28 protein-coding genes are annotated in these 25,012 nt (G+C 68.6%); 20 read left to right on the top strand and 8 right to left on the bottom strand.

Translation table 11 applies throughout. The features are described 5' to 3' along the window. Window positions 1-17 precede the first annotated feature (17 nt). From rplM to ACFP3H_RS01145, 4 genes are all read left to right on the top strand, one after another. Entirely contained in the window at window positions 18-461 is a 444-nt protein-coding gene (gene rplM / locus ACFP3H_RS01160; RefSeq protein ID WP_378598237.1) for a 50S ribosomal protein L13, read from the top strand. A 47-nt stretch (window positions 462-508) separates the two neighbouring features. Beyond that, the gene (gene rpsI / locus ACFP3H_RS01155; RefSeq protein ID WP_378599592.1) at window positions 509-982 is read left to right on the top strand and encodes a 30S ribosomal protein S9; all 474 of its coding nucleotides are present in this window, start codon (window positions 509-511) and stop codon (window positions 980-982) included. Window positions 983-1,125: 143 nt separating this feature from the next. After that, complete coding sequence (glmM, locus tag ACFP3H_RS01150; RefSeq protein WP_378598235.1) at window positions 1,126-2,463, top strand: phosphoglucosamine mutase; 1,338 nt, start codon at window positions 1,126-1,128, stop codon at window positions 2,461-2,463. A 121-nt stretch (window positions 2,464-2,584) separates the two neighbouring features. After that, window positions 2,585-2,926, top strand: coding sequence for a hypothetical protein (locus tag ACFP3H_RS01145; protein ID WP_378598233.1), 342 nt, complete (start codon window positions 2,585-2,587; stop codon window positions 2,924-2,926). On the opposite strand, the gene ACFP3H_RS01140 is transcribed toward ACFP3H_RS01145, so the two are convergent. Further along, window positions 2,923-3,342: a hypothetical protein gene (locus ACFP3H_RS01140; RefSeq protein ID WP_378598231.1), complete on the bottom strand. Its 420-nt coding sequence runs from the start codon at window positions 3,340-3,342 to the stop codon at window positions 2,923-2,925. The two genes, ACFP3H_RS01145 and ACFP3H_RS01140, sit on opposite strands and share 4 nt — an antisense overlap. A gap of 3 nt (window positions 3,343-3,345) precedes the next feature. Beyond that, window positions 3,346-4,932, bottom strand: a complete 1,587-nt coding sequence (locus tag ACFP3H_RS01135; protein ID WP_417629254.1) for an ABC-F family ATP-binding cassette domain-containing protein — start codon at window positions 4,930-4,932, stop codon at window positions 3,346-3,348. Window positions 4,933-5,130: 198 nt separating this feature from the next. Here ACFP3H_RS01135 and ACFP3H_RS01130 point away from each other — a divergent pair, with 198 nt between their 5' ends. From ACFP3H_RS01130 to ACFP3H_RS01110, 5 genes are all read left to right on the top strand, one after another. Further along, the gene (locus tag ACFP3H_RS01130) at window positions 5,131-5,325 is read left to right on the top strand and encodes a PspC domain-containing protein (RefSeq protein WP_378598227.1); all 195 of its coding nucleotides are present in this window, start codon (window positions 5,131-5,133) and stop codon (window positions 5,323-5,325) included. 93 nt (window positions 5,326-5,418) lie between these two features. Next, a complete protein-coding gene (locus ACFP3H_RS01125) occupies window positions 5,419-5,727 on the top strand; it encodes a DUF6802 family protein (protein ID WP_378598225.1) in 309 nt (102 codons plus the stop codon). A gap of 131 nt (window positions 5,728-5,858) precedes the next feature. Next, window positions 5,859-6,173 carry a hypothetical protein gene (locus tag ACFP3H_RS01120; RefSeq protein ID WP_378598223.1) on the top strand — a complete coding sequence of 105 codons (315 nt, stop codon included), beginning with the start codon at window positions 5,859-5,861 and terminating at the stop codon, window positions 6,171-6,173. A gap of 270 nt (window positions 6,174-6,443) precedes the next feature. Then, the gene (locus ACFP3H_RS01115; RefSeq protein ID WP_378598221.1) at window positions 6,444-7,829 is read left to right on the top strand and encodes a hypothetical protein; all 1,386 of its coding nucleotides are present in this window, start codon (window positions 6,444-6,446) and stop codon (window positions 7,827-7,829) included. Between the two features lie 25 nt (window positions 7,830-7,854). Beyond that, window positions 7,855-8,196, top strand: a complete 342-nt coding sequence (locus ACFP3H_RS01110) for a hypothetical protein (RefSeq protein ID WP_378598219.1) — start codon at window positions 7,855-7,857, stop codon at window positions 8,194-8,196. 200 nt (window positions 8,197-8,396) lie between these two features. Here ACFP3H_RS01110 and ACFP3H_RS01105 read toward each other — a convergent pair whose 3' ends face one another. Then, window positions 8,397-9,251 (bottom strand): poly(ethylene terephthalate) hydrolase family protein, encoded by an 855-nt coding sequence (locus ACFP3H_RS01105; RefSeq protein WP_378598217.1) that lies wholly within the window; start codon window positions 9,249-9,251, stop codon window positions 8,397-8,399. 37 nt (window positions 9,252-9,288) lie between these two features. Between ACFP3H_RS01105 and glmS the strand changes: the two genes are divergently transcribed. Beyond that, window positions 9,289-11,169 (top strand): glutamine--fructose-6-phosphate transaminase (isomerizing), encoded by a 1,881-nt coding sequence (gene glmS, locus ACFP3H_RS01100; protein WP_378598215.1) that lies wholly within the window; start codon window positions 9,289-9,291, stop codon window positions 11,167-11,169. Window positions 11,170-11,172: 3 nt separating this feature from the next. Here the strand turns inward: glmS and ACFP3H_RS01095 are convergent, their stop codons facing one another. After that, window positions 11,173-11,592 carry a plastocyanin/azurin family copper-binding protein gene (locus ACFP3H_RS01095; RefSeq protein ID WP_378598213.1) on the bottom strand — a complete coding sequence of 140 codons (420 nt, stop codon included), beginning with the start codon at window positions 11,590-11,592 and terminating at the stop codon, window positions 11,173-11,175. A gap of 70 nt (window positions 11,593-11,662) precedes the next feature. Here ACFP3H_RS01095 and ACFP3H_RS01090 point away from each other — a divergent pair, with 70 nt between their 5' ends. The 7 genes from ACFP3H_RS01090 (at window position 11,663) to tsaD (ending at window position 18,174) form a co-directional block, all read left to right on the top strand. Beyond that, entirely contained in the window at window positions 11,663-13,138 is a 1,476-nt protein-coding gene (locus ACFP3H_RS01090; RefSeq protein WP_378598211.1) for a bifunctional ADP-dependent NAD(P)H-hydrate dehydratase/NAD(P)H-hydrate epimerase, read from the top strand. A 26-nt stretch (window positions 13,139-13,164) separates the two neighbouring features. Beyond that, window positions 13,165-14,328 carry an alanine racemase gene (alr, locus tag ACFP3H_RS01085; RefSeq protein WP_378598209.1) on the top strand — a complete coding sequence of 388 codons (1,164 nt, stop codon included), beginning with the start codon at window positions 13,165-13,167 and terminating at the stop codon, window positions 14,326-14,328. Next, window positions 14,325-15,401: an alpha/beta fold hydrolase gene (locus tag ACFP3H_RS01080; RefSeq protein WP_378598207.1), complete on the top strand. Its 1,077-nt coding sequence runs from the start codon at window positions 14,325-14,327 to the stop codon at window positions 15,399-15,401. Before alr ends, ACFP3H_RS01080 begins: the two co-directional genes overlap by 4 nt. Beyond that, on the top strand, window positions 15,394-15,849 hold the full coding sequence (gene tsaE / locus ACFP3H_RS01075) for a tRNA (adenosine(37)-N6)-threonylcarbamoyltransferase complex ATPase subunit type 1 TsaE (RefSeq protein ID WP_378598205.1): 456 nt from the start codon (window positions 15,394-15,396) through the stop codon (window positions 15,847-15,849). Before ACFP3H_RS01080 ends, tsaE begins: the two co-directional genes overlap by 8 nt. 65 nt (window positions 15,850-15,914) lie before the next feature. Further along, window positions 15,915-16,607, top strand: coding sequence for a tRNA (adenosine(37)-N6)-threonylcarbamoyltransferase complex dimerization subunit type 1 TsaB (tsaB, locus tag ACFP3H_RS01070; RefSeq protein WP_378598203.1), 693 nt, complete (start codon window positions 15,915-15,917; stop codon window positions 16,605-16,607). A 29-nt stretch (window positions 16,608-16,636) separates the two neighbouring features. Further along, window positions 16,637-17,131 carry a ribosomal protein S18-alanine N-acetyltransferase gene (gene rimI, locus ACFP3H_RS01065; RefSeq protein ID WP_378599589.1) on the top strand — a complete coding sequence of 165 codons (495 nt, stop codon included), beginning with the start codon at window positions 16,637-16,639 and terminating at the stop codon, window positions 17,129-17,131. Beyond that, a complete protein-coding gene (tsaD, locus tag ACFP3H_RS01060; protein WP_378598201.1) occupies window positions 17,128-18,174 on the top strand; it encodes a tRNA (adenosine(37)-N6)-threonylcarbamoyltransferase complex transferase subunit TsaD in 1,047 nt (348 codons plus the stop codon). The genes rimI and tsaD overlap by 4 nt, the downstream gene beginning before the upstream one ends. A 35-nt stretch (window positions 18,175-18,209) precedes the next feature. Here tsaD and ACFP3H_RS01055 read toward each other — a convergent pair whose 3' ends face one another. Continuing rightward, window positions 18,210-19,610: a DUF7159 family protein gene (locus ACFP3H_RS01055; protein WP_378598199.1), complete on the bottom strand. Its 1,401-nt coding sequence runs from the start codon at window positions 19,608-19,610 to the stop codon at window positions 18,210-18,212. 348 nt (window positions 19,611-19,958) lie between these two features. Here ACFP3H_RS01055 and groES point away from each other — a divergent pair, with 348 nt between their 5' ends. Next, the gene (gene groES, locus ACFP3H_RS01050; RefSeq protein WP_056818214.1) at window positions 19,959-20,258 is read left to right on the top strand and encodes a co-chaperone GroES; all 300 of its coding nucleotides are present in this window, start codon (window positions 19,959-19,961) and stop codon (window positions 20,256-20,258) included. 162 nt (window positions 20,259-20,420) lie between these two features. Beyond that, the gene (gene groL / locus ACFP3H_RS01045) at window positions 20,421-22,031 is read left to right on the top strand and encodes a chaperonin GroEL (protein ID WP_378598196.1); all 1,611 of its coding nucleotides are present in this window, start codon (window positions 20,421-20,423) and stop codon (window positions 22,029-22,031) included. Window positions 22,032-22,202: 171 nt separating this feature from the next. Here groL and ACFP3H_RS01040 read toward each other — a convergent pair whose 3' ends face one another. From ACFP3H_RS01040 to ACFP3H_RS01030, 3 genes are all read right to left on the bottom strand, one after another. Beyond that, window positions 22,203-22,454: an RskA family anti-sigma factor gene (locus ACFP3H_RS01040; RefSeq protein ID WP_378598194.1), complete on the bottom strand. Its 252-nt coding sequence runs from the start codon at window positions 22,452-22,454 to the stop codon at window positions 22,203-22,205. Window position 22,455: 1 nt separating this feature from the next. Further along, the gene (locus ACFP3H_RS01035; protein ID WP_378598192.1) at window positions 22,456-23,073 is read right to left on the bottom strand and encodes a sigma-70 family RNA polymerase sigma factor; all 618 of its coding nucleotides are present in this window, start codon (window positions 23,071-23,073) and stop codon (window positions 22,456-22,458) included. 139 nt (window positions 23,074-23,212) lie between these two features. Then, the gene (locus tag ACFP3H_RS01030; protein ID WP_022567299.1) at window positions 23,213-23,506 is read right to left on the bottom strand and encodes a WhiB family transcriptional regulator; all 294 of its coding nucleotides are present in this window, start codon (window positions 23,504-23,506) and stop codon (window positions 23,213-23,215) included. A 712-nt stretch (window positions 23,507-24,218) separates the two neighbouring features. On the opposite strand from ACFP3H_RS01030, the gene ACFP3H_RS01025 reads away from it, so the two are divergent. After that, window positions 24,219-24,962, top strand: coding sequence for a hypothetical protein (locus ACFP3H_RS01025; RefSeq protein ID WP_378598190.1), 744 nt, complete (start codon window positions 24,219-24,221; stop codon window positions 24,960-24,962). The last annotated feature ends 50 nt before the right edge of the window (window positions 24,963-25,012 follow it).

Raw genomic sequence — 25,012 nt, 5'->3', positions numbered from 1 at the left:
ACAGACAGGGATCCACTGTGCCTACGTACAGCCCCAAGGCAGGTGACGTCACCCGCACGTGGTACGTCATCGACGCCACTGACGTAGTCCTCGGCCGTCTCGCCGTGCAGGCCGCTGGCCTGCTGCGCGGCAAGGGCAAGCCGACCTACGCACCGCACGTCGATGGTGGCGATTTCGTCATCATCATCAACGCGGACAAGGTTGCCATCTCCGGCAACAAGAAGCAGGACAAGCTCATCCACCACCACAGCGGACACCCGGGCGGCCTCAAGTCGCGCACTGTCGGCGAGGTGTTGGCGACCCGTCCCGATCGTCTCGTGGAGAAGGCCGTCAAGGGCATGATCCCGAAGAACAAGCTGGGTAACGCGATCGCGGGCAAGCTGAAGGTCTACGCAGGCCCGAACCACCCCCACGCCGCGCAGCAGCCGGTTCCGTTCGAGATCAAGCAGGTGGCCCAGTGACCGCTCCTGAAGAGTTCGCAGCCGAAGAGTTCGACGCCACCGACGACGTGGTCGTCGAGATCGTCGAAGACGGCGAAGGCTACGCCGAAGGCGAATACGTCGAGGAAGAGCTGGCCTTCGAGCCGATCCTCATCGACCGCCCGGTGCAGACCGTCGGCCGTCGTAAGGAAGCCGTCGTTCGCGTTCGCCTGGTGCCCGGTTCGGGCAACTTCGAGCTCAACGGCCGCACCATCGAGGATTACTTCCCGAACAAGGTGCACCAGCAGCTCGTGAAGTCCCCGCTGGTCCTGGTCGAGCGTGTCGAGAACTTCGACATCTACGCTCGCCTGGTCGGTGGCGGCCCGTCGGGTCAGGCAGGCGCCCTGCGTCTGGCCATCGCCCGCGCGCTGATCGAGGTCACCCCGGACGACCGTCCCGCGCTCAAGCGCGCCGGCTTCCTGACGCGTGACCCGCGTGCCACCGAGCGTAAGAAGTACGGCCTGAAGAAGGCCCGTAAGGCGCCTCAGTACTCGAAGCGCTGATCTACGCACTGTCGCGGACCGTCTTCGCTTACTTTGGGTGAAGGCGGTACCGTCGGCGGGGCAACTGTGCGAGAGCAGGCTTCCAGCACGGCTGGTCGCCTGCTCTCGTGCTGTATCACCGGGCTTACGACAGGTAGAGGTTTATGGGACGGCTGTTCGGCACAGACGGTGTTCGCGGGCTCGCCAACGAGTCGCTGAGCCCGGAGTTGGCGATGCGCGTCGCCGCCGCGGCAGCGCAGGTGCTCTCGCGCGGCAAGAAGCGCCCGGTCGCGGTGCTCGGCCGTGATCCGCGCGCCAGCGGCGAGATGCTCGAGGCCGCCGTCACCGCGGGCCTGACCTCGGTGGGCGTGGACGTGCTCTCGGTCGGCGTGCTGCCGACCCCGGCCGTGGCGTACCTGACCGGCCTGTACGACGCGTGCTTCGGCGTGATGATCTCCGCCTCGCACAACCCCATGCCCGACAACGGCATCAAGATCTTCGCGGCGGGCGGGCACAAGCTCGACGACGCGGTCGAGGCGCGGATCGAAGCCCTGATCGACGAGGGCGTCACCGGACGCCCGACCGGCGCGGGCATCGGTCGCATCCGCGGCGACTACAGCGTCGAGGGCACCCACGAACGCTATGTCGAGCATCTGCTCGAATCCACCGGCCAGGATCTGTCCGGGCTGACGGTCGTCGTCGACTGCGCGCATGGTGCCGCGGCCGAGGTGGCGCCGCAGGTGTATCGGGAGGCCGGGGCGACGGTGATCGCGATCGGCGCCGAACCCACCGGGCTCAATATCAACGACGGGTGCGGGTCCACGCATCTCGAGCATGTGCGCGCCGCAGTGCTCGAACATGGTGCCGACCTGGGCGTCGCCCTCGACGGCGACGCCGATCGCTGCCTCGCGGTGGACGCCGCCGGCGAGGTGGTCGACGGGGACGCGATCATGGCCGTGCTCGCGCTGGCGATGCGCGAGTCGGGCGAGCTGGTGGCCGACACCCTCGTCGCGACCGTGATGAGCAACCTCGGCCTGCACATCGCCATGCGGGCGGCCGAGATTACCGTGCTCACCGCCGCGGTCGGGGACCGGTACGTGCTCGAGGAACTGCGGCGCGGCGGGTACAGCCTCGGCGGCGAACAGTCCGGGCACGTGGTTTTCCCGAAGTACGGCACCACCGGCGACGGCACCCTCACGGGGCTGCGGTTGATGGCGCGGATGGCGCAGACGGGGTCCTCGCTGGCCTCGCTGGCGTCGGTGATGACCACGGTGCCGCAGGTGCTGATCAATGTCGCGGTGTCGGACAAGGCCGCCGTCGCGGTCGCGCCCGAGGTGCTCGACGCGGTCGCCGAGGCGGAGCGCATTCTCGGCGACACCGGCCGGGTCCTGTTGCGGCCCAGCGGAACCGAGCAGTTGGTGCGGGTGATGGTGGAGGCCACCGACCCGGCGCAGGCCCAGCAGTTGGCCGACGATCTGGCCAAGCGCGTCGCGGCGGTGTAGTCCCGCCCGCCGCGAGCAGGTGGCGAGTTGGCCTGACCGGTACTAAGATCGAACTACGCTGGGTGCTCGAGCGCACACCGGAGTGTTTGGCGCGCAGCACGATTCGAAGGGGGCACCGACCATGGTTCCGCCGCTGCCCGCGCGCAACTACCAGGACGACTACTACGAGTACGGCGAGGCCGACCAGCCGCACCGCTGCGGCGGAGCCTGCGGTCGACCGGGGTGTCGGGAAGTGCCGCAAGGGTATTCACCCACCCAGCCGATTCGCGACGAGGGCTACGGCCAGTACGCCTACGAGTCCGCCCCGCCCGCCGCCGATCCGCGCGCCCCGCGTTCGCGGTCGCTGATCGTGGTGTTGGTCGTGCTCGGCGCCACCCTCGCCGCGGGGCTGATCGGGATGAAGCTGGGTTCCGATATCGACCTGTTCGGTGCGGCCGAACCTGCTGTGGTGCAGTCGTTCTAGAACTGCCCGACCACGAAACCGCTGAACAGCACCGCGAAACCGCCGATCTCGCCGACGATCAGCGCGTACATCGACAGCCGTAGTTCGGTCGGGATCGTGCCCTCGAACTGATTCGTGGTGTCGCGGCGCAGCCCGTGCAGGGCGTAGCTGGCGATGGCACCGGCGAAGAACGCGAGAATCACCAGGTCGGCGACCAGATTGACGATCGTCGGCCAGGCGCTGAGTTCGGTGAACACCGCCAGCAGGATGCCCGCGAACGAATACATCAGCGCGGCGCGATGGGCGATGTCGACGTAGACGTGCGCCGCTCCGGCGACCCGGATGCCGTGATACTTCCACACCCCCAGCAGCAGGGCGCTGAGGAAAATGAGCCCGGTGATGAGCAGGGTGACGCGGGTGTCGATGCCAAGTGTCATGGATCAGTCCTCGGTGAGTAGCCCACCGGACATATGCCAACGACGGGTCGCACGAACAGAATCCAGCATCCGGCGGTCGTGGGTGACCAGAATCAGCGTGCCGGTGAAGGATTCGACCGCCTGCTCGAGCTGTTCGATGGCGGGCAGGTCCAGGTGGTTGGTCGGCTCGTCCAGGACCAGCAGGTTCACCCCGCGCGCCTGCAGCAGGGCCAGCGCGGCGCGGGTGCGTTCGCCGGGGGACAGGGTGTCGCAGGCGCGGGTCACGTGCTGGCCGCGCAGCCCGAACTTGGCCAGCAGGGTGCGGACCTCGGCGTCGGGCCAGGTCGGCATGGCCGCGGCGAAGGTGTCGGCCAGCGGTTCGGCGCCGCGGAACAGGCCGCGCGCCTGGTCGACCTCGCCGATCTCGACCCCGGAACCCAGTGCGGCGGAACCGGAATCGGGTGCGATCTTGCCCAGCAGCAGCCCGAGCAGGGTCGACTTGCCCGAGCCGTTGGCGCCGGTGAGCACGATGCGGTCGGCCCAGTCGATCTGGGTGGTGATCGGGCCGAGGGTGAACTCGCCGCGCGTGACGGTGGCGTTGTTGGCCGTCGCGACCACCGCGCCACTGCGAGGGGCGGTGGCGATCTCCATCCGCAGTTCCCACTCCTTGCGCGGCTCCTCCACCACGTCGAGGCGCTCGATGCGGCGCTGCGTCTGGCGGGCCTTGGCGGCCTGCTTCTCGGTGGACTCGGCGCGCGTCTTGCGGCCCATCTTGTCCGAGTCGTTCTTGCCCTTGCGGCGGGCGTTGCGCACACCGTGCTCGAGCCAGTTGCGTTGCATCTGCGCGCGCGACTCCAAACCCGCTTTGGTGTCGGCGAATTCGTCATAGGCCTCGCGGGCGTGGCGGCGCGCGATCTCGCGTTCGGCGAGGTAGGCCTCGTAGCCGCCGTCGTAGAGGCCGAACTGCTGCTGGGCCAGATCGAGTTCGAGAACGCGGTTCACGGTGCGCGCCAGGAACTCTCGATCGTGGCTGATCACCATCAGGGGCACCCGGATGCCGGTGACGAAGCGCTCGAGGCGCTCCAGGCCGTCGAGGTCGAGATCGTTGGTCGGCTCGTCTAGCAGCAGAATGTCGAAGCGCGACAACAGGACCGAGGCCAGGCCAGCACGGGCCGCCTGACCGCCCGAGAGTCCGGTCATCGGGGTGTCGAGGCCGCCCGCCAACCCGTCGGTGAGACCCAGATCCGCGGCGACCTCCTGCGCGCGCTGATCCAGATCCGCCCCGCCCAGTGCCAGCCAGTGCTCCAACGCGGGCGAGTAGTCATCGTCGCCGCCCTCGCCGAGTCGCTCGGCCGCGGCATCCATGACCTGCTGCGCGTGCGCGACTCCGGTTCGGCGGGACAGGAATTCGAGGACGGTCTCACCCTCGATGCGCTCGGGTTCCTGCGTCAGATAGCCGACCGTCGCGTCCGGCGGGCTCAGCGCGATGGTGCCCTCGCCCGGATCGCGTTCGGCCAGCATCCGCAGCAGCGTCGACTTGCCCGCGCCGTTCACCCCCACCAACCCGATCACATCGCCGGGGGCGAGCGTGAAATCGAGGTCGGCGAACAGGGTCCGCTCGGCGTGTCCGGCGGACAGGCCACTGGCGTGCAATGTCGTGCTCACCTCGACGATTGTGCCCGTCTCGGGGTTGCACCCTGAGCCCGGGGCCCACCGAAATCAGGGTGCGTATGGGTCTGTGGACCGATGCGGGGTCCACACCGCACCCGGCACAGTGGAGACATCAACGCAGCACAGGAAGGCACCACGATGACTCTCCCCGCCACCCGCCGCCTCACCCGCTCCACCAGCGACAAGTGGATCGCCGGGGTCTGCGGCGGCCTCGCGCAACGCTACGGCTGGAACGCCAACGTCGTGCGCCTGGTCTTCGTCGCCTCCTGCCTGCTGCCCGGCCCCCAGTTCCTCATCTACCTCGCCCTGTGGCTGCTCATCCCCAAGAACTGAGCCCGACCGCCACGGGATCGGCTCGCGGATGACAAGATAGGCGCCAATCCCCGCCACGTCGTCATCCGCGAGTTTTCCGTTGGAGGAGCAGTCATGGTCACCTCGGGCGACATCCCCGGCCTCGGCCTACCCGACATCGACGCCCACTCGTCCCTGGGCGGCCTCGGCGCCGTAGAACTCAACAGCCCATCCCTGGACCTGGACAACGACGGCGTCGCCGACTCCCTGAGCATGAGCGACCCCGACTCGACCAGCATCTGGTCCGACTACGACCACGACGGAATCGCCGACCACGTCACGATCGTCGAGGAAGACGGCGACTACGCCGCCTGGGAGTACCACCGGCACCCGGACGGGACTTCGGAGTGGCGTCGGACGGACCAGGGGAACCTGGGGAAGTAGCGCACGGGGGTACTGCTGTGATCGAATCCGGTCACAGCGGGATTCGTCGTGCGATCGTGGAACCGATCCCGGTCGTGGCGCGTCTAAGGGAGTAGTGCGCCTCGACGGCGCTGGACCAGAAGGAGGGGGAAGTGGGCGATCAAGTAACAGTCGATCCGACGGCACTGCGCAAGGCGGGATCGAACCTGAAGGCATCGGCGGCCGACATCGGGACGTGTGCCGGCGACGTCACGGGGTGGTCTTTCACCGCCGCGCAGGCCGGGCGTGAGTACGGGGCCGAGGGGACGAAGGTGGGGGGTGTGATCGGCAAGGTCGAGACGTGGTTGAAGAACTGGCAGACGGCGATCGACAAGACCGGTGCTCAATTCGCGGCCAGCGCGGATGCTTATGCGTTGGTGGATGACGACAACGTCAAGAAGATTACCGCAGCGGGGGTGAACCTTTGATGCGCACGAATTTGACTCTGTCGCTTGTGTTTTTCGATGGGGACCTCCATGGCTGACTCTCCGACATGGAATGACATTCCTGCAGATGCCAGTGCGGATCAGATGCTCGACATCGGAGCTACAGGGCTGCAATATTTTATCGAGTACTGTCCCCGTTATGCGACAGCATACGATCGCATAACAATCCCCGGTGCCCGGGCAGAACTGTTGGTTGGCCCTACGGATGGCACTCGTAGCGCAATTTTTGCGAAGTACGACACTGAACGTGGCATGGATATCGAAGCTATCGATCGGATGGCCGTTGCCTTGTCGAAAGTGATGGCCAAAGTGCCCGGTGAGATGGATGAGCAGCGTCGGCAACTGTCGGCGCTTCCGTCGATATGGCTGGGCGAGGCGGGCGACTCCGGTTGGAATATGCTGAACGCGCAGGTTTCTCGTGCCGAGCAAGATCGTTTCGAAGCTGCCACGATTTCGCTGGAGTTGAGCTACGCGGCGACCGCGCTGCGTACAGCTGTTCGGTACAAAGCCGGCACAGTGCAAAAATTCTGGGCCAGCGGGGTAGCTGATATTCCTCAGCAGGATGGATCGGGGGTGGGTCGTAAACAAATCGATGACCTACTCGAAGAGGCGCTGCAAGACACCGATGAAGGTACGAAGGCCAAGGATTGGCTACGGAATGTGTTCGTACCCCATGTGCACGCCACGCACGACAAGTTTCTCCAGGTCTGCAAAGAAGTAGACACTGAGGTGCGGCGAATTTACGGCGTCCTCATTGAGGCGCTGAACGGGCTCGACACCGCTGCCTACCCCATGCCGCAGGAGAGCAAGCCGGAGACTCCCGTAACCCCCGAGACGAAACAGCCGTCGACGGGGACCCCCAGCACCGGGACACCGAGCACCGGTTCGCCCGCGACGACCGAAGACCCGACGGCGACGAACCCGGCGACGACAACGGACGACGACAAGACCGACAACAACAAGAACGACGATGACGATGACGACGACGACATCACCGACACGATCAGCGCGATCAGCGATACCGTCACGGATGTGGTCTCCGGTCTCACCACGCTCGCATCCTCGGTGAGTCAACTCGAATCGCTGGTGACGAGTACGGCGGAGTCGCTCACGTCCGGCCTCACCTCGCTGAGTACCTCGATCCAGGAGGGTTTCGCGTCGCTGTCGAGTCAGCTGAACAGTCTGGTGTCCGGCGCCGGTGCGACATTCGATCTGAACGGGACCCAGGTCAGCGTGGCGACCGATGCCAACGGTCAGCTGACATTGAGCACGACCGATTCCGCCGGAAACTCCCATGAGTACGGCCTGACGCTGGACGCCAACGGCATGCCGGTGGTCACCGACAACCAACTCACCACCGATATCGGTTCGGGCACACCGGAAACGGGCACGGGCCAGATCCGGACCGGCAGCGAGGACGCCACCGGCGAATCGCAGTCGAACACGACAGCCGCTCCGACCGGTTCGGTCAATGCCAACGGCAATGCCACAGAACACAATTCGAACCTGCCGAGGGCCACTGTGCCGAACACCGAGGAAGAATCCGACGGTGAGCACTGGGCTGGCGACTATCCGGTCGCGCAGCAGCCCCAACCGGGTGATTCCGGCGCCGAACTGGCCGAGGCAGGGCCGCTGTGAAGCAACGAGCTGAGAGGTTTTCGGCATGAGTCGATCGCGGATCGACGAAGGCGCTTACGAGTTCCTTCGCCGGGTACAGATTCTGGACGACGAGTACGACGCTATGCGCAGCAGTCTCGCCGTCCGTAACAACGGGCACGAGATCCTCGCCGAGATTCGCGAGGCCAGGGAGCGCGACGCGGCCGAGGCCGCCGAGCGGGAGCGGCTGGAAGCAGAGGAACGCGAGCGTCAGGAGGCCGCGGCGCGCGAACAGCGCGAAGCCATCGAGCGATCGATCGCCGCCCGCCGCGCGAATGACCGTGCTGCTCCGGTGGACGACTACGACCCCGAAGCTGACTACTACCAGCGCAAGAGCTGGTTGGTCTGATCGGCCGGCGGGATACGGCTGCTGGCTACGGCGGCGACCCCCGATCCCGAGTTCGGCGACGACCTCGAAGCCGTGCGTCGGATCCCCGGTCTCGAGGTGCGTGAAGTGCGTTTCGGTTGAGCCGAAGCCGCGCAGGTCCGACGTCGTCGCGAGCACCAGTTCTTGGGTCGGCCTGCGGTTCGGGCCGCGCGAGCGAGCTCTCAGCCCCGGATCAGTTTGGCGACGGTGCCGATCGAGAGTTTGGGGGTTTCGGGTTCGACTTCGGCGGTCGGGTCGACCACGGTGGTGTGGGGGAAGTCGGTTTCCGGGTCGGTGAAGGCCGCGTATTTCTTGTCGCCCAGGAGGGTGGACAGGAGGTAGCCGGTGACCAGGGCTCGGGTGGTTTTGTCGGTTTTGTGGTTGTAGCGGCCTGCGCCGAGGGCGGCGAAGAGGCGGCGGCCTTCGATGATGTCGGTGTTGGTGGCGCCGTCGATGGTGCGCAGGAACGACGGGCCGGACCAGGCGGCGGCGAGGGCGCGGGCGTCGGAGTTGGCGGAGTCGAGGTCGCCGCCTGCCAGGATGAGGCCGGGCGTGTCGAGCTCGGGGGCGATGCCTTCGGCCGAGGGGGAGGTGGGGGCGGGGAACAGGGCGACGACGGCGGCGACGCGGCGTTGAGCTGCGGCGATGACGGCGGCGCCGGCGCCCATGCCGTGGCCGGCCAGCGCGACGCGGTCGGGGCGCACGCTCAGGGTGCCGTCACCGAGGCGGACCTTGGTGACGATGTCGACGGTGGTGAGCAAGTCGGCACCGAGGTCCAGATGTGACGGGATCGGGCCGCGTTCGGTGTCGGGGGCGGCGACGACGAAACCCCACGAGGCGATGTGCTCGAGCAGCCCCTTGTAGTTGTCGGCGCTGGTCAGCCAGCCGTGCGCGAAGGCGACAGCGGGCAGGTCGAGGCCGGACTCGGGGGTGAAGACCACCCCGGGCTGGCCCGCGATCCCCAGATTCCCGCGCAATACCCGGTGGGGGCCGCGAACGGACAGGGTGCTCAGGAGCGATTTTGCAGACACCGACACGGTCAGAAGACTATCCGATCGCCTAGGGTGGGGGACCATGTGCGGAATCGTTGGCTACGTCGGATACCGGGATGCGCTCGACGTGGTGGTCGACGCGCTGCGGCGCATGGAGTACCGCGGGTACGACTCGGCGGGCGTGGCGATTCTCGACGGGAACGGGGCGATCGCGGTCGAGCGCAAGGCCGGTCGGCTGGCCAATCTGGAAGCCGAGCTGGGCGAGTCGCAGACCGCGCGGTTCGCCGGTTCGACCGGGATGGGGCACACCCGCTGGGCCACCCACGGGGCGCCGACCGACCGCAACGCGCACCCGCACCGCGATGTCTCGGGCAAGCTCGCGGTGGTCCACAACGGCATCATCGAGAACTTCGCGCCGCTGCGTCGCGAGCTCGAGGACGCGGGGGTGGAGCTGCTCAGCGACACCGATACCGAGGTGACGGTCCATCTGGTCGCGCGGGCGTACGCGCAGGGTCCGACGGCGGGCGATTTCACCGCGAGCGTGCACGCGGTGTTGCAGCGGCTGGAGGGCGCGTTCACGCTGGTGTTCACCCATGCCGATCATCCCGGCACGATCGTGGCGGCGCGACGCTCGACGCCGCTGGTGGTCGGGGTCGGCCAGGGCGAGATGTTCATCGCCTCCGATGTCACCGCGTTCATCGAGCACACGCGCGAGGCGGTCGAGCTCGGCCAGGATCAGGCCGTGGTGATCACGAAGGACGGGTACACGGTCACCGATTTCGCGGGGAACACCGAGGGCGTGGTGAGCAGGCCGTTCACCATCGACTGGGATCTGGCCGCCGCCGAGAAGGGTGGCCACGACTACTTCATGCTCAAGGAGATCGAGGAGCAGCCGACCGCGGTCGCCGACACCCTGATGGGGCATTTCGTCGTCGACGCCGACGGCGGGCGGATCGTGCTCGACGAGCAGCGGCTCGCCGATCAGGAGCTGCGCGAGTTCGACAAGGTCTTCGTCGTCGCCTGCGGCAGTTCGTATCACGCGGGTCTGCTGGCCAAGTACGCGATCGAGCATTGGACGCGGGTGCCGGTGGAGGTGGAGCTGGCCAGCGAATTCCGTTACCGCGACCCGGTTTTGGACCGGTCGACGCTGGTGGTGGCGATCTCGCAGTCCGGCGAGACCGCCGACACCCTCGAGGCGGTGCGCCACGCCAAGGAGCAGAAGGCGCGCGTGCTGGCCATCTGCAACACCAACGGCGCGCAGATTCCGCGCGAGTCCGACGCGGTGATCTACACGCGCACCGGGCCCGAGATCGGCGTGGCCTCGACCAAGGCGTTCCTGGCGCAGGTGGCCGCCAACTACCTGCTGGGTCTGGCGTTGGCGCAGGCGCGGGGGACCAAGTACCCCGACGAGGTCGCGCGCGAGTTCGCCGAACTCGAGTCGATGCCGAAGCTGATCTCGCGCGTGCTCGAGACCGCGCCGCAGGTCCGCGCCATCGCGCGCGAGCTGGCGCACGTGCCGACGGTGCTGTTCCTCGGCCGCCACGTGGGATACCCGGTGGCGCTCGAAGGCGCGCTCAAGCTCAAGGAACTGGCCTACATGCACGCCGAGGGGTTCGCCGCGGGCGAGCTCAAGCACGGCCCGATCGCCCTGATCGAAGCCGGGCTGCCGGTGATCGTGGTGATGCCGTCGCCGAAGGGCCGCGCGGTCCTGCATTCCAAGCTGCTCAGCAACATTCGTGAAATCCAGGCGCGCGGGGCCCGCACGATCGTGATCGCCGAGGAGGGCGACGACACGGTGCGTCCGTTCGCCGACGACCTCATCGAGATCCCGGCCGCGCCGACGCTCTACCAACCGCTGCTCTCGACGGTGCCGCTGCAGATCTTCGCCGCCGAGGTGGCGCAGACCCTGGGCTACGACGTGGACAAGCCACGCAACCTGGCCAAGTCGGTCACCGTCGAGTAGCCGCTATTCGACGGTGATGGTGCCGCGCATGTCCGGGTGCAGGGTGCACATGTAGCGGTACACGCCGGGCTGGGTGAAGGTGTAGAACCATTCGCCCTTGTCCATGATGGGGCTGTTGAGGACCATCGCGCGGTCGCCGATGCCCTGCACGTTGTGCGGGACCTTGTCGTCGAACTTCCAGGTCACGGTGTCGCCGACCTTGACCTTGGCGTCGGCGGGGGCGTACTTCATATTGCCGACCGCGACGGTGAGCGCGATCGGACCGTCGTGGGTGACGGTGGTGGTGGGGTTGAGCGGGCGCAGCGTGGTGGTGGCGCCCGCGGAGTCCGAATCGCCGGAGCAACCGGCGGACAGCAGGGCGGCGGCCACGAGGCCAGCGGTGGAAAACCGGGCGAACGCGGCGCGGTGACGAACCATCGACATGGGTGTGGAGCGTAGTCTGCGAGCGACCCTGGGCCGGTCGGCGGCCCGTGCCGGTAACTGGGAGGCGACTATGTCGGATCGGCGTGGCTACTACACCGTCGACGAGGTTCGGGCGGCGGAAGCGGAGCTGTTCACGCGGGTACCTGCGGGAACGCCGATGCGGCGGGCGGCTTTCGGGCTGGCGGGGGTGGTGGTCGACGAACTACGGGAGCGGACCGGGGCCGTGGTCGGGCGGACGGTGGGGTTGCTGGTCGGGTCGGGGGACAACGGCGGGGACGCGCTGTGGGCGGGGATGTTTCTGCGACGCAGGGGGATTCGGGTCGAGGCGATTCTGTTGGATCCCGAGCGGGCGCATCGGGCCGGTCTCGCGGCGTTGCGGGCGGCCGGCGGGCGGGTGGTCGAGCGGTTCGGGGCGGTCGATCTGGTGGTCGATGGGATCGTGGGGATCTCGGGGCACGGTTCGTTGCGGCCGGACGCCGCGAAAGTTGTTTCAGCGGTGAAGGTTCCGATCATCTCGGCGGATCTGCCCAGCGGGGTCGATCCCGAGACGGGCGCGGTCGACGGTCCCGCGGTGACGGCGGAGGTGACGGTGGCGTTCGGCGCCTACAAGCCGGTGCACGCCTTGGCCGTGCCGCGTTGCGGGCGGATTGTGCTGGTCCCCATCGGTTTACGGCTCCCGGAACCGGGGCTGGTGCAGCTCGATCCGGCGGCGGTGGGGGCGGCGTGGCCGGTGCCGGGGCCCGCCGACGACAAGTACAGCCAGGGCGTGACGGGGGTCTGCGCGGGCAGTGCGAAGTATCCGGGGGCGGGGGTGCTGTGCACGGGAGCGGCCGTGGTCGCCACCTCGGGAATGGTGCGGTATGTCGGGTCCGATACCGAGGTATTGCAGAAGTTCCCGGAAGTCGTTGCCAGCGAGACGATTTCGGACACCGGGCAGGTGGAGTCGTGGGTGTTCGGGCCGGGGGCCGGAACGGATGCGGCGGCACGGGATCGGTTGGCGCAGGTACTGGCCACCGAACTGCCGGTGCTCGTCGACGCCGACGGGCTGACGATTCTTGCCAAGGACCCTGGACTCGTGCGTGATCGCGCGGCGGTGACGGTGTTGACGCCGCACGCGGGGGAGTTCGCGCGCCTGACCGGTGCCCCGGCGGGCGCCGATCGGGTGGCGGCGGTGCGGAAGTTGGCCGAGGACTGGGGCGTGACGGTGCTGTTGAAGGGGCGCGCGACGATCGTCGCCTCGCCGGGGAAGGTGACCTACGTGAACGACGCGGGCGGGGACTGGGCCGCTACGCCGGGGTCGGGAGACGTGCTCTCGGGCATCATCGGCGCCCTGCTCGCCGCCGGTCGCGATCCCGGCTGGGCCGCCGCGGCGGGGGCACGGGTGCACGCGCTGGCCGCCAACCTGGCCGCCTACGACGGACAAGACGCCGGGGCGCCCATCTCCGCGACACCCTTGCTGAGCCATGTCCGGGATGCCGTGCGGGTACTGCGGGAGGCAGGCAAGAACCTCCCCGCCGAACGAGCCCGACGCGAGGCCCGGAGCTGACCGCCGAGCTCCCGGACGACCCGCTGATGACTCGGGGAGGCGGAACAGGCAGGATCGGGGTGGTGAATGCGCAAGTGGAGACGGTCATCGACCTGGATGCCATTGCCCATAATGTGCGCGTATTGCGGGAGCACGCGCAGGGGGCCGCGGTGATGGCGGTGGTCAAGGCCGACGGGTACAACCACGGGGCGGTCGAAGTGGCGCGCGCGGCCCTGGGAGCGGGCGCGCGCGAACTCGGCGTGACCACCGTCGCGGAGGGCCTGGCCCTGCGGGCGGCGGGGATCGACGCACCGATTCTGTGCTGGCTCAACACCGTCGACGCCGATTACGCGGCGGCCGTGACGGCCGACCTCGAGATCGGGGTGTCCTCGCTCGCCCAGTTGCGCGCGGTGGAACGGGGCGCGCTCACGGCAGGCCGCCCGGCCACCGTGTCGTTGAAGGTCGATACCGGACTCAATCGCAACGGGGTCTCGGCGACGGAATACCCGCAGGTCCTGCGCGCGCTGCGCGGACTCGTGGACGGGGACGTGGTCCGGTTGCGCGCGATCTTCTCCCACCTGGCCCACGCCGACGAACCGGGACATCCGATGCTGGACCGGCAGCGCGAGCGCTTCGTCGAGGCGATCGCGCTCGCCAAGGAATACGGACTCGAACCCGAACTCACCCACTTGGCCAACTCGGCCGCCACCCTGACCAGGCCCGACCTGCGCTTCGACATGGTCCGCCCCGGCATCTCGGTGTACGGGCTCTCGCCGATTCCCGAACTCGGACAGTTCGGGTTGAAGCCCGCGATGACCCTGCAGGCCGAGGTCGCGCTGGTGAAGCAGGTCTCGGCCGGTGAGGGCGTGTCCTACGGGCACCGGTGGATCGCGCCGCGCGACACCACCATCGCGCTGATCCCCGCCGGGTATGCCGACGGTGTATTCCGTTCGCTCAGTGGACGTTTCGACGTATGGTTGGGTGGCGCGCGACATCGCAACGTGGGACGGGTGTGTATGGACCAGTTCATGGTCGACCTCGGGGACAACGCCGGTGGCGTGCGCGAAGGCGACCGGGCCGTGCTGTTCGGCGGCGGCACCGGACACCCGCACGCGCTCGACTGGGCCACCACCCTCGACACCATCGACTACGAGGTGGTGTGCGCGCCGCGTGGTCGTGCGGTGCGCCGCTACGTGGGGACCGGCCGATGAGGCGGCGCACCGCGATCCGGCGCGGCGGGATGGCGACCGCCGGACTGCTCACCGGCTTGGCCGTCGCCCACACACTGCGCCAGATCGGCGCCCGCGTGATGTGGCCCGCCGCCGGTGACGACTACCGCGACGAGAACTTCGCCCTGATCGACACCGACGAACCGGGGATGGTGCTCGCCGACGACGGGGTGTCGCTGGCCACCCGCACCTACGGCGACGCCGACGCCGAACTCACGATCGTGTTCGTGCACGGGTTCGCCAACAGCATGGAATCGTTCCACTTCCAGCGCCGCGACCTCGCCGAACGGTGGGGTTCGCGGGTGCGGATGGTGTTCTTCGACCTGCGCGGACACGGACGCTCCGGCACCCCGAGCACCGACAGCTGCACGGTCGCCCAGCTGGGGCGCGATGTCGCGATGATCATCCGCGAGTGCGCGCCGAGCGGGCCGGTGGTGGTCGTCGGTCATTCGCTCGGCGGGATGGCGGTGCTCGCGGCCGCCGCGCAATTCCCCGCGCTGTTCGCGACGCGGGTGCGCGCGGTGGGCCTGCTCAGCACCGCGGCCGCGGAAGTGACCGCGACCGGGATCACCCAGCTGCTGCGACACCCCGCCGTCGACGGGTTCCGGGTGGCGGCTCGCACCGCGCCGACGCTGGTGCAGCTCACCCGCAGCGCCAGCAAGCAGGTGGTCACGCCGGTACTGCACGTCAGCTCGTTCCACGGTCGGGTGAGTCCGACGCTGTCGCGCTTCACCACGATGATGATCGACCGCACCCCGGTGGGCACCATCGAGAAGTTCTTGAAAGCGATTGAGCTGCACGACGAATCGGCCGCGCTGCCGGTACTGCGCGAACTGCCGGTGCTGATCCTCGGCGGCGCGCACGACATCGTGATCCCGTTCCGCAACTCGCGCCTGCTCGCGGCGAAACTGCCCGGCAGCGAACTGGTCCGGGTGCGTGAGGCGGCGCACATGCCCCACCTCCAGTTCCCCGAGATCACCCTCGCGGCCCTGGACCGGCTGCTCGAGCGGGCCGGACTGACCGATACGCGCGGCGGGGAGGTCGTCGGTGGCTGAGCCACAGCAGCGGGTGCTCGAGACCGTCGAGGACACCGAAGCCTTCGGACGCGAACTGGCCGGCGGACTTCGCCCGGGTGACCTGGTCGTCCTCGACGGGCCGCTCGGCGCCGGGAAAACCGCGCTGACCAGGGGAATCGCCGTGGGTCTCGGCGTCGCGGGACGGGTGAGTTCGCCCACGTTCATCATCGCGCGCGCCCACCGGGCCGGGGTGCGACCCGACGGCACACCCGGCGTCGCGCTCGTGCACGTCGACGCCTACCGCCTCGCCGGCGACCTCGACGAACTGGACTCCCTCGACCTCGACACCGACCTACAGCACGCGGTGGTCGTCGTCGAATGGGGCAAAGGGGTCGTCGAACATCTCGCCGATCGACACCTGCGCGTGCAACTCGCCCGAGAGCCGGAATCCGATGTGCGCACGGCGATCTGGGAATGGATCGAATAACGCGCGATCAGCCCCGCGCGGGTGCGCGCCGGGCGCCGATACCACCCGGTATTGTTGAGACAATCATGCTCGTACTAGCAGTCGACACCGCGACACCCGCCGTTACAGCGGGATTGGTGCACCTGTCACCTGCCGATGAACCCGGCACCCGGCCCGCCGTGGCGACGCTCGCTGTCCGCGTCAAGGTCGACGCGCGCGCCCACGCCGAGGTCCTCACCCCGCAGATCCTGGCGTGTCTGGCCGAGGCCGGGATGAGTCGCGGGGAACTCGACGCGATCGTCGTCGGACTCGGACCCGGCCCCTTCACCGGGCTGCGGGTCGGCATCGCGACCGCGGCGGCCTTCGGCGACGCGCTCGGCCTGCCGGTGCACGGGGTGTGCAGCCTGGACGCGATCGCCACCGACACCCTCGGCGAGCAGCGCGACCCCGGCGAACTACTGGTGGTCACCGACGCGCGCAGGCGCGAGGTCTACTGGGCGAAATACCTCGACGGGGTGCGCGTGGCGGGTCCCGAGGTGAACAAGCCGGTCGACGTGCCCGTCGGCGACGCCGCCGCGGTGGCCGGGTCGGCCGCGCACGTGGACTACTTCGACCTGCCCGTGCTGCCCAGCGAGACACCCTCGCCCGCCGGACTCGTCGCCGTCGCCGCGTCCGCCCTGCTGGCCGCAACGCCGCCCGAGGCGCTGGTGCCGCTGTATCTGCGCAGGCCGGACGCGGTGGAGAACAGTTTCCGCACCCTCGACCGGACCGGGGCGTGACCACCGTGACCGACTACGTGATCGCCCCCATGACGCTGCCCGACATCGACCGCTGCGTCGAACTCGAGCACCTGCTGTTCCCGGAGGACGACCCGTGGCAGGCGGTGTCGTTCCGGTCCGAGCTGGCCGGGGCGCACAACCGCTACATCACCGCGCGCGGCCCCGACGGCGCGATGGTCGGCTACGCGGGCATCGCGCTGCTCGGTGACGACGCCCATCCCGAGGCCGAGGTGCACACCATCGGCGTCGACCCCACCTGTCACCGGGGCGGTATCGGCACCCTGCTGCTCGAGGCGCTGCTGGCCACCGCCGCCGAGCGCGGCGGCCCGGTGTTCCTCGAGGTGCGCACCGACAACGCGCCCGCCATCGCCCTCTACGCCAAGCACGGCTTCCACATCATCGGGCTGCGCAAGAACTACTACCACCCCAGCGGCGCCGACGCGTACACGATGCGGCGCCCCGAACTGACCGCCGCCGCCGACGAATGGGCCGCGCGGGGTCGACAGGACGAGGTTTTGTCGTGATCGTCATGGGGATCGAAAGCTCGTGCGACGAAACGGGAGTCGGCATCGTGCGCCGACACGACGACGGGTCGGTCGAGCTGCTGGCCGACGAGGTGGCCTCGAGCGTCGACGAGCACGCGCGCTTCGGTGGCGTGGTGCCCGAGATCGCCTCGCGCGCGCACCTCGAGGCGATCGTGCCCGCGATGCGGCGCGCGCTGGCGAGCGCGGGGGTCAGCAAGCCTGACGCACTCGCCGTCACCATCGGACCCGGCCTGGCCGGGGCGCTGCTGGTGGGCGTGGCCGCGGCCAAGGCGTACGCGGCGGCCTGGGACGTGCCGTTCTACGCGCTCAACCACCTCGGCGGACACGTCGCGGTCGACACCCTCGAACACGGCCCGCTGCCGCCCGCGGTGGCGCTGCTGGTCTCGGGCGGGCATACGCACCTGTTGCAGGTCACGGATCTGGGTTCGCCGATCGTGGAACTGGGCAGCACCGTCGACGACGCGGCGGGGGAGGCCTTCGACAAGGTCGCCCGGCTGCTCGGCCTCGGTTACCCGGGCGGGCCCTTCCTCGACGCGGCGGCCACCGACGGCGACCCGCGCGCGATCGCCTTCCCACGCGGGATGACCGGGCCGCGCGACGCCCGCTACGACTTCTCCTTCTCCGGCCTCAAGACCGCCGTCGCCCGCTATGTCGAGGCCGCGCAGCGCCAGGGCATCAGCGCCGATCAGCTGCCGATTCCCGATATCGCCGCGTCCTTCCAGGAGGCCGTGGCCGATGTGCTCACGATGAAGGCGGTGCGCGCCGCGGGTGACGTCGGTGTCGACACGATCGTGCTCGGCGGTGGCGCCACGGCCAACTCGCGGATTCGATCGCTGGCCCAAGAGCGTTGCGCGGCAGCGGGTTTGACGCTGCGAGTGCCGAAGCCTCGGCTGTGCACGGACAACGGGGTGATGATCGCGGCGCTGGGTGCGCATGTGATCGCGGCTGGCGCGCAGCCCTCGGAGTTGACGGTGGCTACCGACCCGGGTCTGCCGGTGTCGGTGAGTGCCGTGCGGGGCTGACCCTCGAACTCGGTGAGGTGCCCGCTCCGCGTGGACTACTCGCCGGGCCTCGGTGTCGTGGTGGTGGATGGCTGGTTTCTGCCCGCCGCCGAGCCGCTGTCCAGCGGGGACTCGGGGTAGGGGATCTGCGGGAGATTGGGATCGGGGCGCAGGGTGGGCGCCGAGGACGGCGGCGGGACGGCCACGGTGGTGGTCGGCCCGGTCGACTGGGTGGGAGCGCTGGTGCCCGCGATCGACGGTTCGGTGGCGGGCGGGGGATTGGTGACGGGGTCGCGGCCCTCCGGTGCCGGAACGGGCACGGGTGCGGGCGGTAACGCGGGTTGACGGACGGTGCTGCTTGTTCCGGCGGGTGTCACGTCGGGCGCGTCGGGGGTCACCGTCTGGACCCCGTAGCCGATCACCAGGCCCACCACGACCACCGCGCCGACCAGGGTGCCGACCACCTTGGCGAAGGTGCCGCTCGGCACGTCGGGGCTCACGCCGGCCAGCAGCGACGGCGCCGCGTCGTCGGCGACCAGCGCGGCACCCTTGGCGATCACGGCCTCGGGATCGGGCACGGTGAACACCGGCACATCGAGGCGTTCGTCGAGAGTCTCGATGACACACGGGATATTGGCGCACCCGCCGATCACCGCGACCGCGTCCGGGTACTTCGGCGACCGGGTGAACACCGACGACGAGAACAGCGCGATATTGCGCAGCAGGCCGCCGACGAGCTGCTCGAAATCGGGGCGGGTGAGCTCGAGCCCCTGTCCGGCAACATGATCGATGGTGACCACGGGCGCCTGCGAGAGGTGCTCCTTGGCGGCGCGGCCACGATTGGTGAGCGTGGTGCGATTGGGGCGGGTGCCGCGGCGGGCGTAGTGCAGGTCGACGAGGTGGTGGTAGATCAGCTCGTCGATCGCGTTGCCGCTCAGGGTGGGAGTGCGTTCGGAGTGCAGGACCGCGCTGTCGGTGTGGTCGGCCACGGTGACGGTGAGACCCGTTGCGCCGAGGTCGATCACGGCCACGGTGGGGTAGCGGGCGAGCAGTCCGGTGTGGCGCAGATACGCCAGCGCGGCGGCGCCCTCGGTGACCAGTCGCAGATCACGATGGCGGGTGGTCGCGGCCCGAATGGCCTGTGCCTGTTCCTTGTTGCGGTAGGCCACGGCCACACTGGTGGGCCTGGTGCGCGCGGCCTCGGCCCGACGCTGGCCGCCGGAATAGCGCCCGAGCGGTTCGCCGATCATGGTGTTGCCGTGGGAGACCTGTGCCGAGACCGGCAGCTGGGTGGTCATCAACTCGATCGAGGACGAGACGAGATCGCCGAGGTCGGAATGCGCTTCGTCGGCGGAAACCACGCGGTAGTCGAAGTTCTGCTCGCCGGCCGGTCCGGTCGCGACCAGGGCCGAGCACACCACCTCGTTGCCTGCCGAGATGCCTAGGGATGTTCGCATGTTCACCTCCCTTCGAGCTACGAGCGATGGGTGCCTGGTGGAGCCTTCCTATCAATGTCACAGCCTGTTATGCGAACGTTACAGATTGTGGCAAGCGATGTGAAGATCACTGGCCAGTGTGGGCGTGTCGAAAATGCGACTTCGGCACAACCCAGCCTTGAGTGCTGGCACTCTCGCGTATAGAGTGCTAGATGGCACCGCAAGCTGTACCGGTGCCAGTCGACTTCTGGGCTTCGGCTCCGGCACCCGCGACGACGGGGCTGTGCGCAGGGTCGCGAGCTGACCGAAACCCGGTCCGGGACACCAGTTCCGGACAACCGAATTTCCCCTGAAAGTGGAGGGCTCAACGTGGCGAGCGTGAACATCAAGCCGCTCGAGGACAAGATCCTCGTCCAGGCCAACGAGGCCGAGACGACGACGGCTTCCGGCCTGGTCATCCCGGACACGGCCAAGGAGAAGCCGCAGGAGGGCACCGTCATTGCCGTCGGCGCGGGTCGCGTCACCGATAAGGGTGACCGCATCCCGGTCGACGTCAAGGAAGGCGACGTCGTCATCTACAGCAAGTACGGCGGCACCGAGATCAAGTACCAGGGCGGGGAATACCTCATCCTCTCGGCGCGCGACATCCTGGCCGTCGTTACCAAGTAAGGCCAACGCCGCACCAGCGTTCCGCCCCGGCGTCGTTCTCACCGACCCCGGGGCGGACTGCATTCACGAACGCGGCATGAGCTCAGGCCCCGTAGGCGGTAGCTTGCGTAACCACGCAGGGGCCAGGGAATGCCGCCATCCGACTCAGGAGCTGAATCCTCTATGCCCAAGCAGATCGAGTTCGACGAAAAGGCTCGTCGGGCTCTGGAACGCGGTGTCGACAAGCTGGCCGACGCCGTCAAGGTGACCCTCGGCCCGCGCGGTCGACATGTGGTGCTGGCCAAGGCCTTCGGTGGCCCCACCGTCACCAACGACGGTGTCACCATCGCGCGCGACATCGACCTCGAGGACCCCTTCGAGAACCTCGGCGCGCAGCTGGTCAAGAGCGTCGCCACCAAGACCAACGATGTCGCGGGCGACGGCACCACCACCGCCACCGTGCTGGCCCAGGCCTTCGTGCGCGGCGGCCTGAAGAACGTCGCCGCGGGCGCCAACCCGATCACCCTCGGCCAGGGCATCGCCGCTGCCGCCGAGAAGGTCTCGGAGGTGCTGCTCGAGCTGGCCACCCCCGTCTCCGGCGAGAAGGCCATCGCCCAGGTCGCCACTGTGTCCTCGCGCGACGAGGAAATCGGCGAGATGGTCGGCAAGGCGCTCACCACCGTCGGCAAGGACGGCGTCGTGACCGTCGAGGAATCCTCGACCACGAACACCGAACTCGTCATCACCGAGGGCGTGCAGTTCGACAAGGGCTACCTCTCGCCCTACTTCGTCACCGACCCCGAGACCCAGCAGGCCGTCCTCGAGGACGCCTACATCCTGCTGCACCGCGACAAGATCAGCTCGCTGCCCGATCTGCTGCCGCTGCTCGAGAAGATCGCCGAGTCCGGCAAGGCCGTGCTGATCATCGCCGAGGACGTCGAAGGCGAAGCCCTCTCGACGCTGGTCGTGAACTCGATCCGCAAGACCATCAAGGCCGTCGCGGTCAAGGCGCCGTTCTTCGGCGACCGGCGCAAGGCGTTCCTCGACGACCTCGCCGTGGTCACCGGCGGCACCGTGATCAACCCCGATCTCGGCGTCACCCTGCGTGAGGCCACCCTCGAGCAGCTCGGCCAGGCGCGTCGCGTCGTCGTCACCAAGGACGAGACCGTGCTGATCGACGGCGCGGGCACCGAGGACGACATCAAGGCCCGTGGCGCGCAGCTGCGCCGCGAGATCGAGGCCACCGATTCGGACTGGGATCGCGAGAAGCTCGAAGAGCGGCTGGCGAAGCTGGCCGGTGGCGTCGCGGTGATCAAGGTCGGCGCCGCCACCGAGACCGCGCTCAAGGAGCGCAAGTACCGCGTCGACGACGCGGTCGCCGCCGCCAAGGCCGCGGTCGAGGAGGGCATCGTCCCCGGTGGTGGTTCGGCACTGGTCATCGCCGCCGCCGCGCTGGTCGAGCTGCGCGAGTCGTTCACCGGTGACAAGGCCGTCGGCGTCGAGGTGGTCCGCAAGGGCCTCGAGGCGCCGCTGTACTGGATCGCCAGCAACGCCGGTCTCGACGGTGCCGTCGTGGTCAGCAAGGTGTCGGAGGGCAAGGAAGGCTTCAACGCCGCCACCCTGACCTACGGCGACCTGCTGGCCGACGGCGTGGTCGACCCGGTCAAGGTGACCCGCTCCGCGGTGGTGAACGCCGCCTCGGTCGCGCGGATGATCCTGACCACCGAGAGCGCGATCGTCGAGAAGCCGGTCGAGGCCGACGACGATCACGGGCATCACGGTCACTCGCACTGAGTGGTGAACTAGGAAGTCCCGCCGCTGGTCTGGTGATCGGCGGCGGGACTTCTCTGTATTCAGGGCTCCGGAGTGGCATAAACGTGCGGAGAAGCGCTGAAACGGGTGGTTTTCGGCGTTTTGGGAGTGCGGCTGCACGAAAATGCCCACTCGGGAGGGTCGCCGAACAGTTCAGCTCGGTGTGGGGGGATGCTCGGCGGCTACGGCAGCCAGGAGGCGTTCGCGCAGGCCCGGTGGGGGCGCGGTGGGGGTCGCGGACGCGAAAAGGGCCAGGGCTTCGCGGGTTCGGTGGAGTTCGCGGCGGAACTCGGTACACAGGGTGGGGTCTTCGGTATCGATGATGGTCTGGATCGCGTGATGGTCTTCGTCGTCGATCAATCCGAGCGCGACGGCGTGCGCGAGATCGATCTGGGCTTCGTTCATCTCACGTCACCCCCAAACTTTTCTTCAGTCGTGTCAATCCGTCCCGAATCCGGGACTTCACGGTCGGTAGTCCGATGCCGAGGTATTGCGCCACCTCCGCATAGGTCCGCCCGCCGTAGTAGGCGAGCGAGATCGCCTCGCGTTGGGTCTCGGTCAGTGTCGAGAGCCCGCGCTGGACGGCCTGTTGTTCAAGTCTGCGTTCCACCTCCTCGGTGACCTCGTCGAATTCGTGGCCGAGGACCCGGATCCCGTACGCGACCTCGCGCTGGGTGTGGGCTTGCTCGGCGCGAACCCGGTCGACCGCGCGGCGATGGGCCAGCGTCATCAGCCAGGTCACCGCCGACCCCTTGGCGGGGTCGAAACTCGGTGCGGTGCGCCAGACCTGGAGGTAGACCTCCTGGGTGGTCTCCTCGGCGTATCCGGGGTCGTGCAGGACCCGCAGAACCAGGCCGAAGACGCGGGCCGACGTTCGGTCGTACAGCTCGGCAAAGGCTTGCTGGTCGAACTCACCGCATCGATGCAGCAGTGCGGCTAGCTCGACTCCTTCGACCGCGCGCGCGGTAATCGCAGAATCCACGCTCGGTGGGAAGGCTTCGCTTCGGAACCCATTCTGTGTCATCGGACACGAATGTAGACCGGGGCTATGACTTCCCGTCGCCCGGGGGTGTGTTCATTCGAGGTGCCAGCTGTTTGCTAGGAATTCGGCGCACCGGGCCGGGTGGATTGGCCCGAGTTCGCCGAGCTGCTCGCGAGCGCGCTCAGACGGCCATGCGCCGCCGGTTGCGGCGGGCGTGCATCTCGCGTTCGGTCTCGGACATGCCACCCCAGATGCCGTAGGGCTCGCTGACCTTGAGGGCGTGGGTGCGGCACTGCATGAGCACGGGGCAGGCCCGGCAGATCTCCTTGGCGCGCATCTCCCGAGCGGTGCGGGCGCGACCGCGCTCGCCGTCGGGATGGAAGAAGACCGCGGAGTCCTGGCCGCGGCACGAGCCACGCATCTGCCAATCCCAGACGTCGGCGTTCGGTCCGGGGAGGTGAGTGGGCATGGGCATGGTGAACTCCTTGGTGCGCGAGCTCGTCAGCGTTGTCGAGCGAGTGGTGCGGCAGGTCAACGTGGCACCCGGTGTGGGGTGCCGGCTCGACGGTGCCTGACGGTGCCGTTGGCGAGGTCGCTGCGATTTCGCGCGGCGCCAACCGTGGCGATGAGATACGTTAGGTGCACGCGGGAAATTCCGTCAATAGTTCGACGCAGGTGTTCAGTAAATCCACAACGCTGAAATTTAACCTACTCACTATTTACATTTCACACACGATCCGACCATACTGTTCGGTTGGCTATGGGTCGGGTTCGCTCGCGTGTCGCCGAGAATTCGCATTTTCCCAGGTCCAGCCCGTTCTGGGCGGGCTCGTGGCCGCCGTGGGGTCCGTCAGCCGGTGTGCTGGGTCACAACGGGCCTCTCCCGGCGAACGTGCGCAGATGGCGAAAACGGGGCGCGAAGGTTAATTGCGCGAAACGCATGTGAATTCGAGAGTTTGCGCCGAGACCATGTCCGAGCGGAGATTTACCTGATGGCAACATCGGCCCTGTGATCAAATGCTCATTGTTTGCCGCCGTGGTGCGAACGGCACATAACACGCGAACTGTCCGGGCGTGGCGGCGGCTAGAGTCTCGTCGTGCGTACAACGGCCCCACTTGCGGATATCGGATCCGAAATACTCGCTGCGACAGCTTTCGGACCCACGCCGGGCCGGGGCGCTGCGGAGTTGCCGGAGCCCACCGATCCGTTGGCGCGCTGGCATCGCGCGGTCGCCCTCGCGGCCCAGGGTCGCTACGCCGCCGCTCGCTGTGACCTGCGGGTCCTCTCGCGCGCCCGGATCGATCCCGGCCTTCGATCACTGGTCGAGAGCACCGGCGGATCGCTGCTTCGCCAACTCGGTGACCATCGGGCCGCGGCGGCATTCGACGGGCGCGCGGCGGTCATGGCACTGGGTGCCACCGGGGCCGCCCGCGCCGAAGCGCTCGCCGACGCCTACACGGGCCTGGCCGCCGACGCGCTCGGCACCGGCCGCCTCGCCCTCGCGCACCGACTGCTCGACCGCGTGCCGCCCCTGCTGGACCTGGCGCCCGCGCGCGCCGAGGTGCGCTGGCATTGGGTGCGCGCCGAAACCGCGCTCGCCGGGGGCGAGTCGGACGCGGCGCTGCGCGAGGCGAGCACGGCCGTCGAGCTCGCCGCGGCGCTGCCCTCGGTGCGCCACCGGGTGAAATCGGCGCTGCTCGTCGCGGCGGCCACCGCGGCCACCGGCGACCTCGCCGGGTCGGCGGAACTGGCGCGCGAGGTCGACGCGCGGTGTCGGGAGAATTCTCTGCTCCCGCTGCGCTGGGCCACCGCGATGTTGCGCTCGGGCGTCGCCGAACCCGACGCCGCGCGCGTCGCCGCCGCCGAAGCCGCAGATCATGCGGCTGTGCTGCGCGCCCGCGGCGGCGACATCGCCCCGCTGGGCACGTGATCGGCCACAGTTGATCTTTCTGAGAGCTGGGTTAGAAGCGACCACGCCCG

The organism is Nocardia lasii (assembly GCF_042658545.1).
GTDB classification, from domain to species: domain Bacteria; phylum Actinomycetota; class Actinomycetes; order Mycobacteriales; family Mycobacteriaceae; genus Nocardia; species Nocardia lasii.
This window is presented reverse-complemented; position numbering and strand designations above follow the sequence as displayed.

Coding starts and splice junctions, on each gene's coding strand:
- groL (WP_378598196.1), top strand. CDS start 20,421: ATGCCCAAGCAGATCGAGTTCGACGAAAAGGCTCGTCGGGCTCTGGAA.
- tsaB (WP_378598203.1), top strand. CDS start 15,915: ATGCTCGTACTAGCAGTCGACACCGCGACACCCGCCGTTACAGCGGGA.
- ACFP3H_RS01115 (WP_378598221.1), top strand. CDS start 6,444: ATGGATATCGAAGCTATCGATCGGATGGCCGTTGCCTTGTCGAAAGTG.
- ACFP3H_RS01090 (WP_378598211.1), top strand. CDS start 11,663: ATGTCGGATCGGCGTGGCTACTACACCGTCGACGAGGTTCGGGCGGCG.
- alr (WP_378598209.1), top strand. CDS start 13,165: ATGACTCGGGGAGGCGGAACAGGCAGGATCGGGGTGGTGAATGCGCAA.
- ACFP3H_RS01030 (WP_022567299.1), bottom strand. CDS start 23,506: ATGCCCATGCCCACTCACCTCCCCGGACCGAACGCCGACGTCTGGGAT.
- ACFP3H_RS01145 (WP_378598233.1), top strand. CDS start 2,585: ATGGTTCCGCCGCTGCCCGCGCGCAACTACCAGGACGACTACTACGAG.
- ACFP3H_RS01080 (WP_378598207.1), top strand. CDS start 14,325: ATGAGGCGGCGCACCGCGATCCGGCGCGGCGGGATGGCGACCGCCGGA.
- glmS (WP_378598215.1), top strand. CDS start 9,289: ATGTGCGGAATCGTTGGCTACGTCGGATACCGGGATGCGCTCGACGTG.
- ACFP3H_RS01140 (WP_378598231.1), bottom strand. CDS start 3,342: ATGACACTTGGCATCGACACCCGCGTCACCCTGCTCATCACCGGGCTC.
- rimI (WP_378599589.1), top strand. CDS start 16,637: ATGACGCTGCCCGACATCGACCGCTGCGTCGAACTCGAGCACCTGCTG.
- ACFP3H_RS01110 (WP_378598219.1), top strand. CDS start 7,855: ATGAGTCGATCGCGGATCGACGAAGGCGCTTACGAGTTCCTTCGCCGG.
- ACFP3H_RS01040 (WP_378598194.1), bottom strand. CDS start 22,454: ATGAACGAAGCCCAGATCGATCTCGCGCACGCCGTCGCGCTCGGATTG.
- glmM (WP_378598235.1), top strand. CDS start 1,126: ATGGGACGGCTGTTCGGCACAGACGGTGTTCGCGGGCTCGCCAACGAG.
- ACFP3H_RS01055 (WP_378598199.1), bottom strand. CDS start 19,610: ATGCGAACATCCCTAGGCATCTCGGCAGGCAACGAGGTGGTGTGCTCG.
- ACFP3H_RS01095 (WP_378598213.1), bottom strand. CDS start 11,592: ATGTCGATGGTTCGTCACCGCGCCGCGTTCGCCCGGTTTTCCACCGCT.
- ACFP3H_RS01130 (WP_378598227.1), top strand. CDS start 5,131: ATGACTCTCCCCGCCACCCGCCGCCTCACCCGCTCCACCAGCGACAAG.
- ACFP3H_RS01035 (WP_378598192.1), bottom strand. CDS start 23,073: ATGACACAGAATGGGTTCCGAAGCGAAGCCTTCCCACCGAGCGTGGAT.
- ACFP3H_RS01125 (WP_378598225.1), top strand. CDS start 5,419: ATGGTCACCTCGGGCGACATCCCCGGCCTCGGCCTACCCGACATCGAC.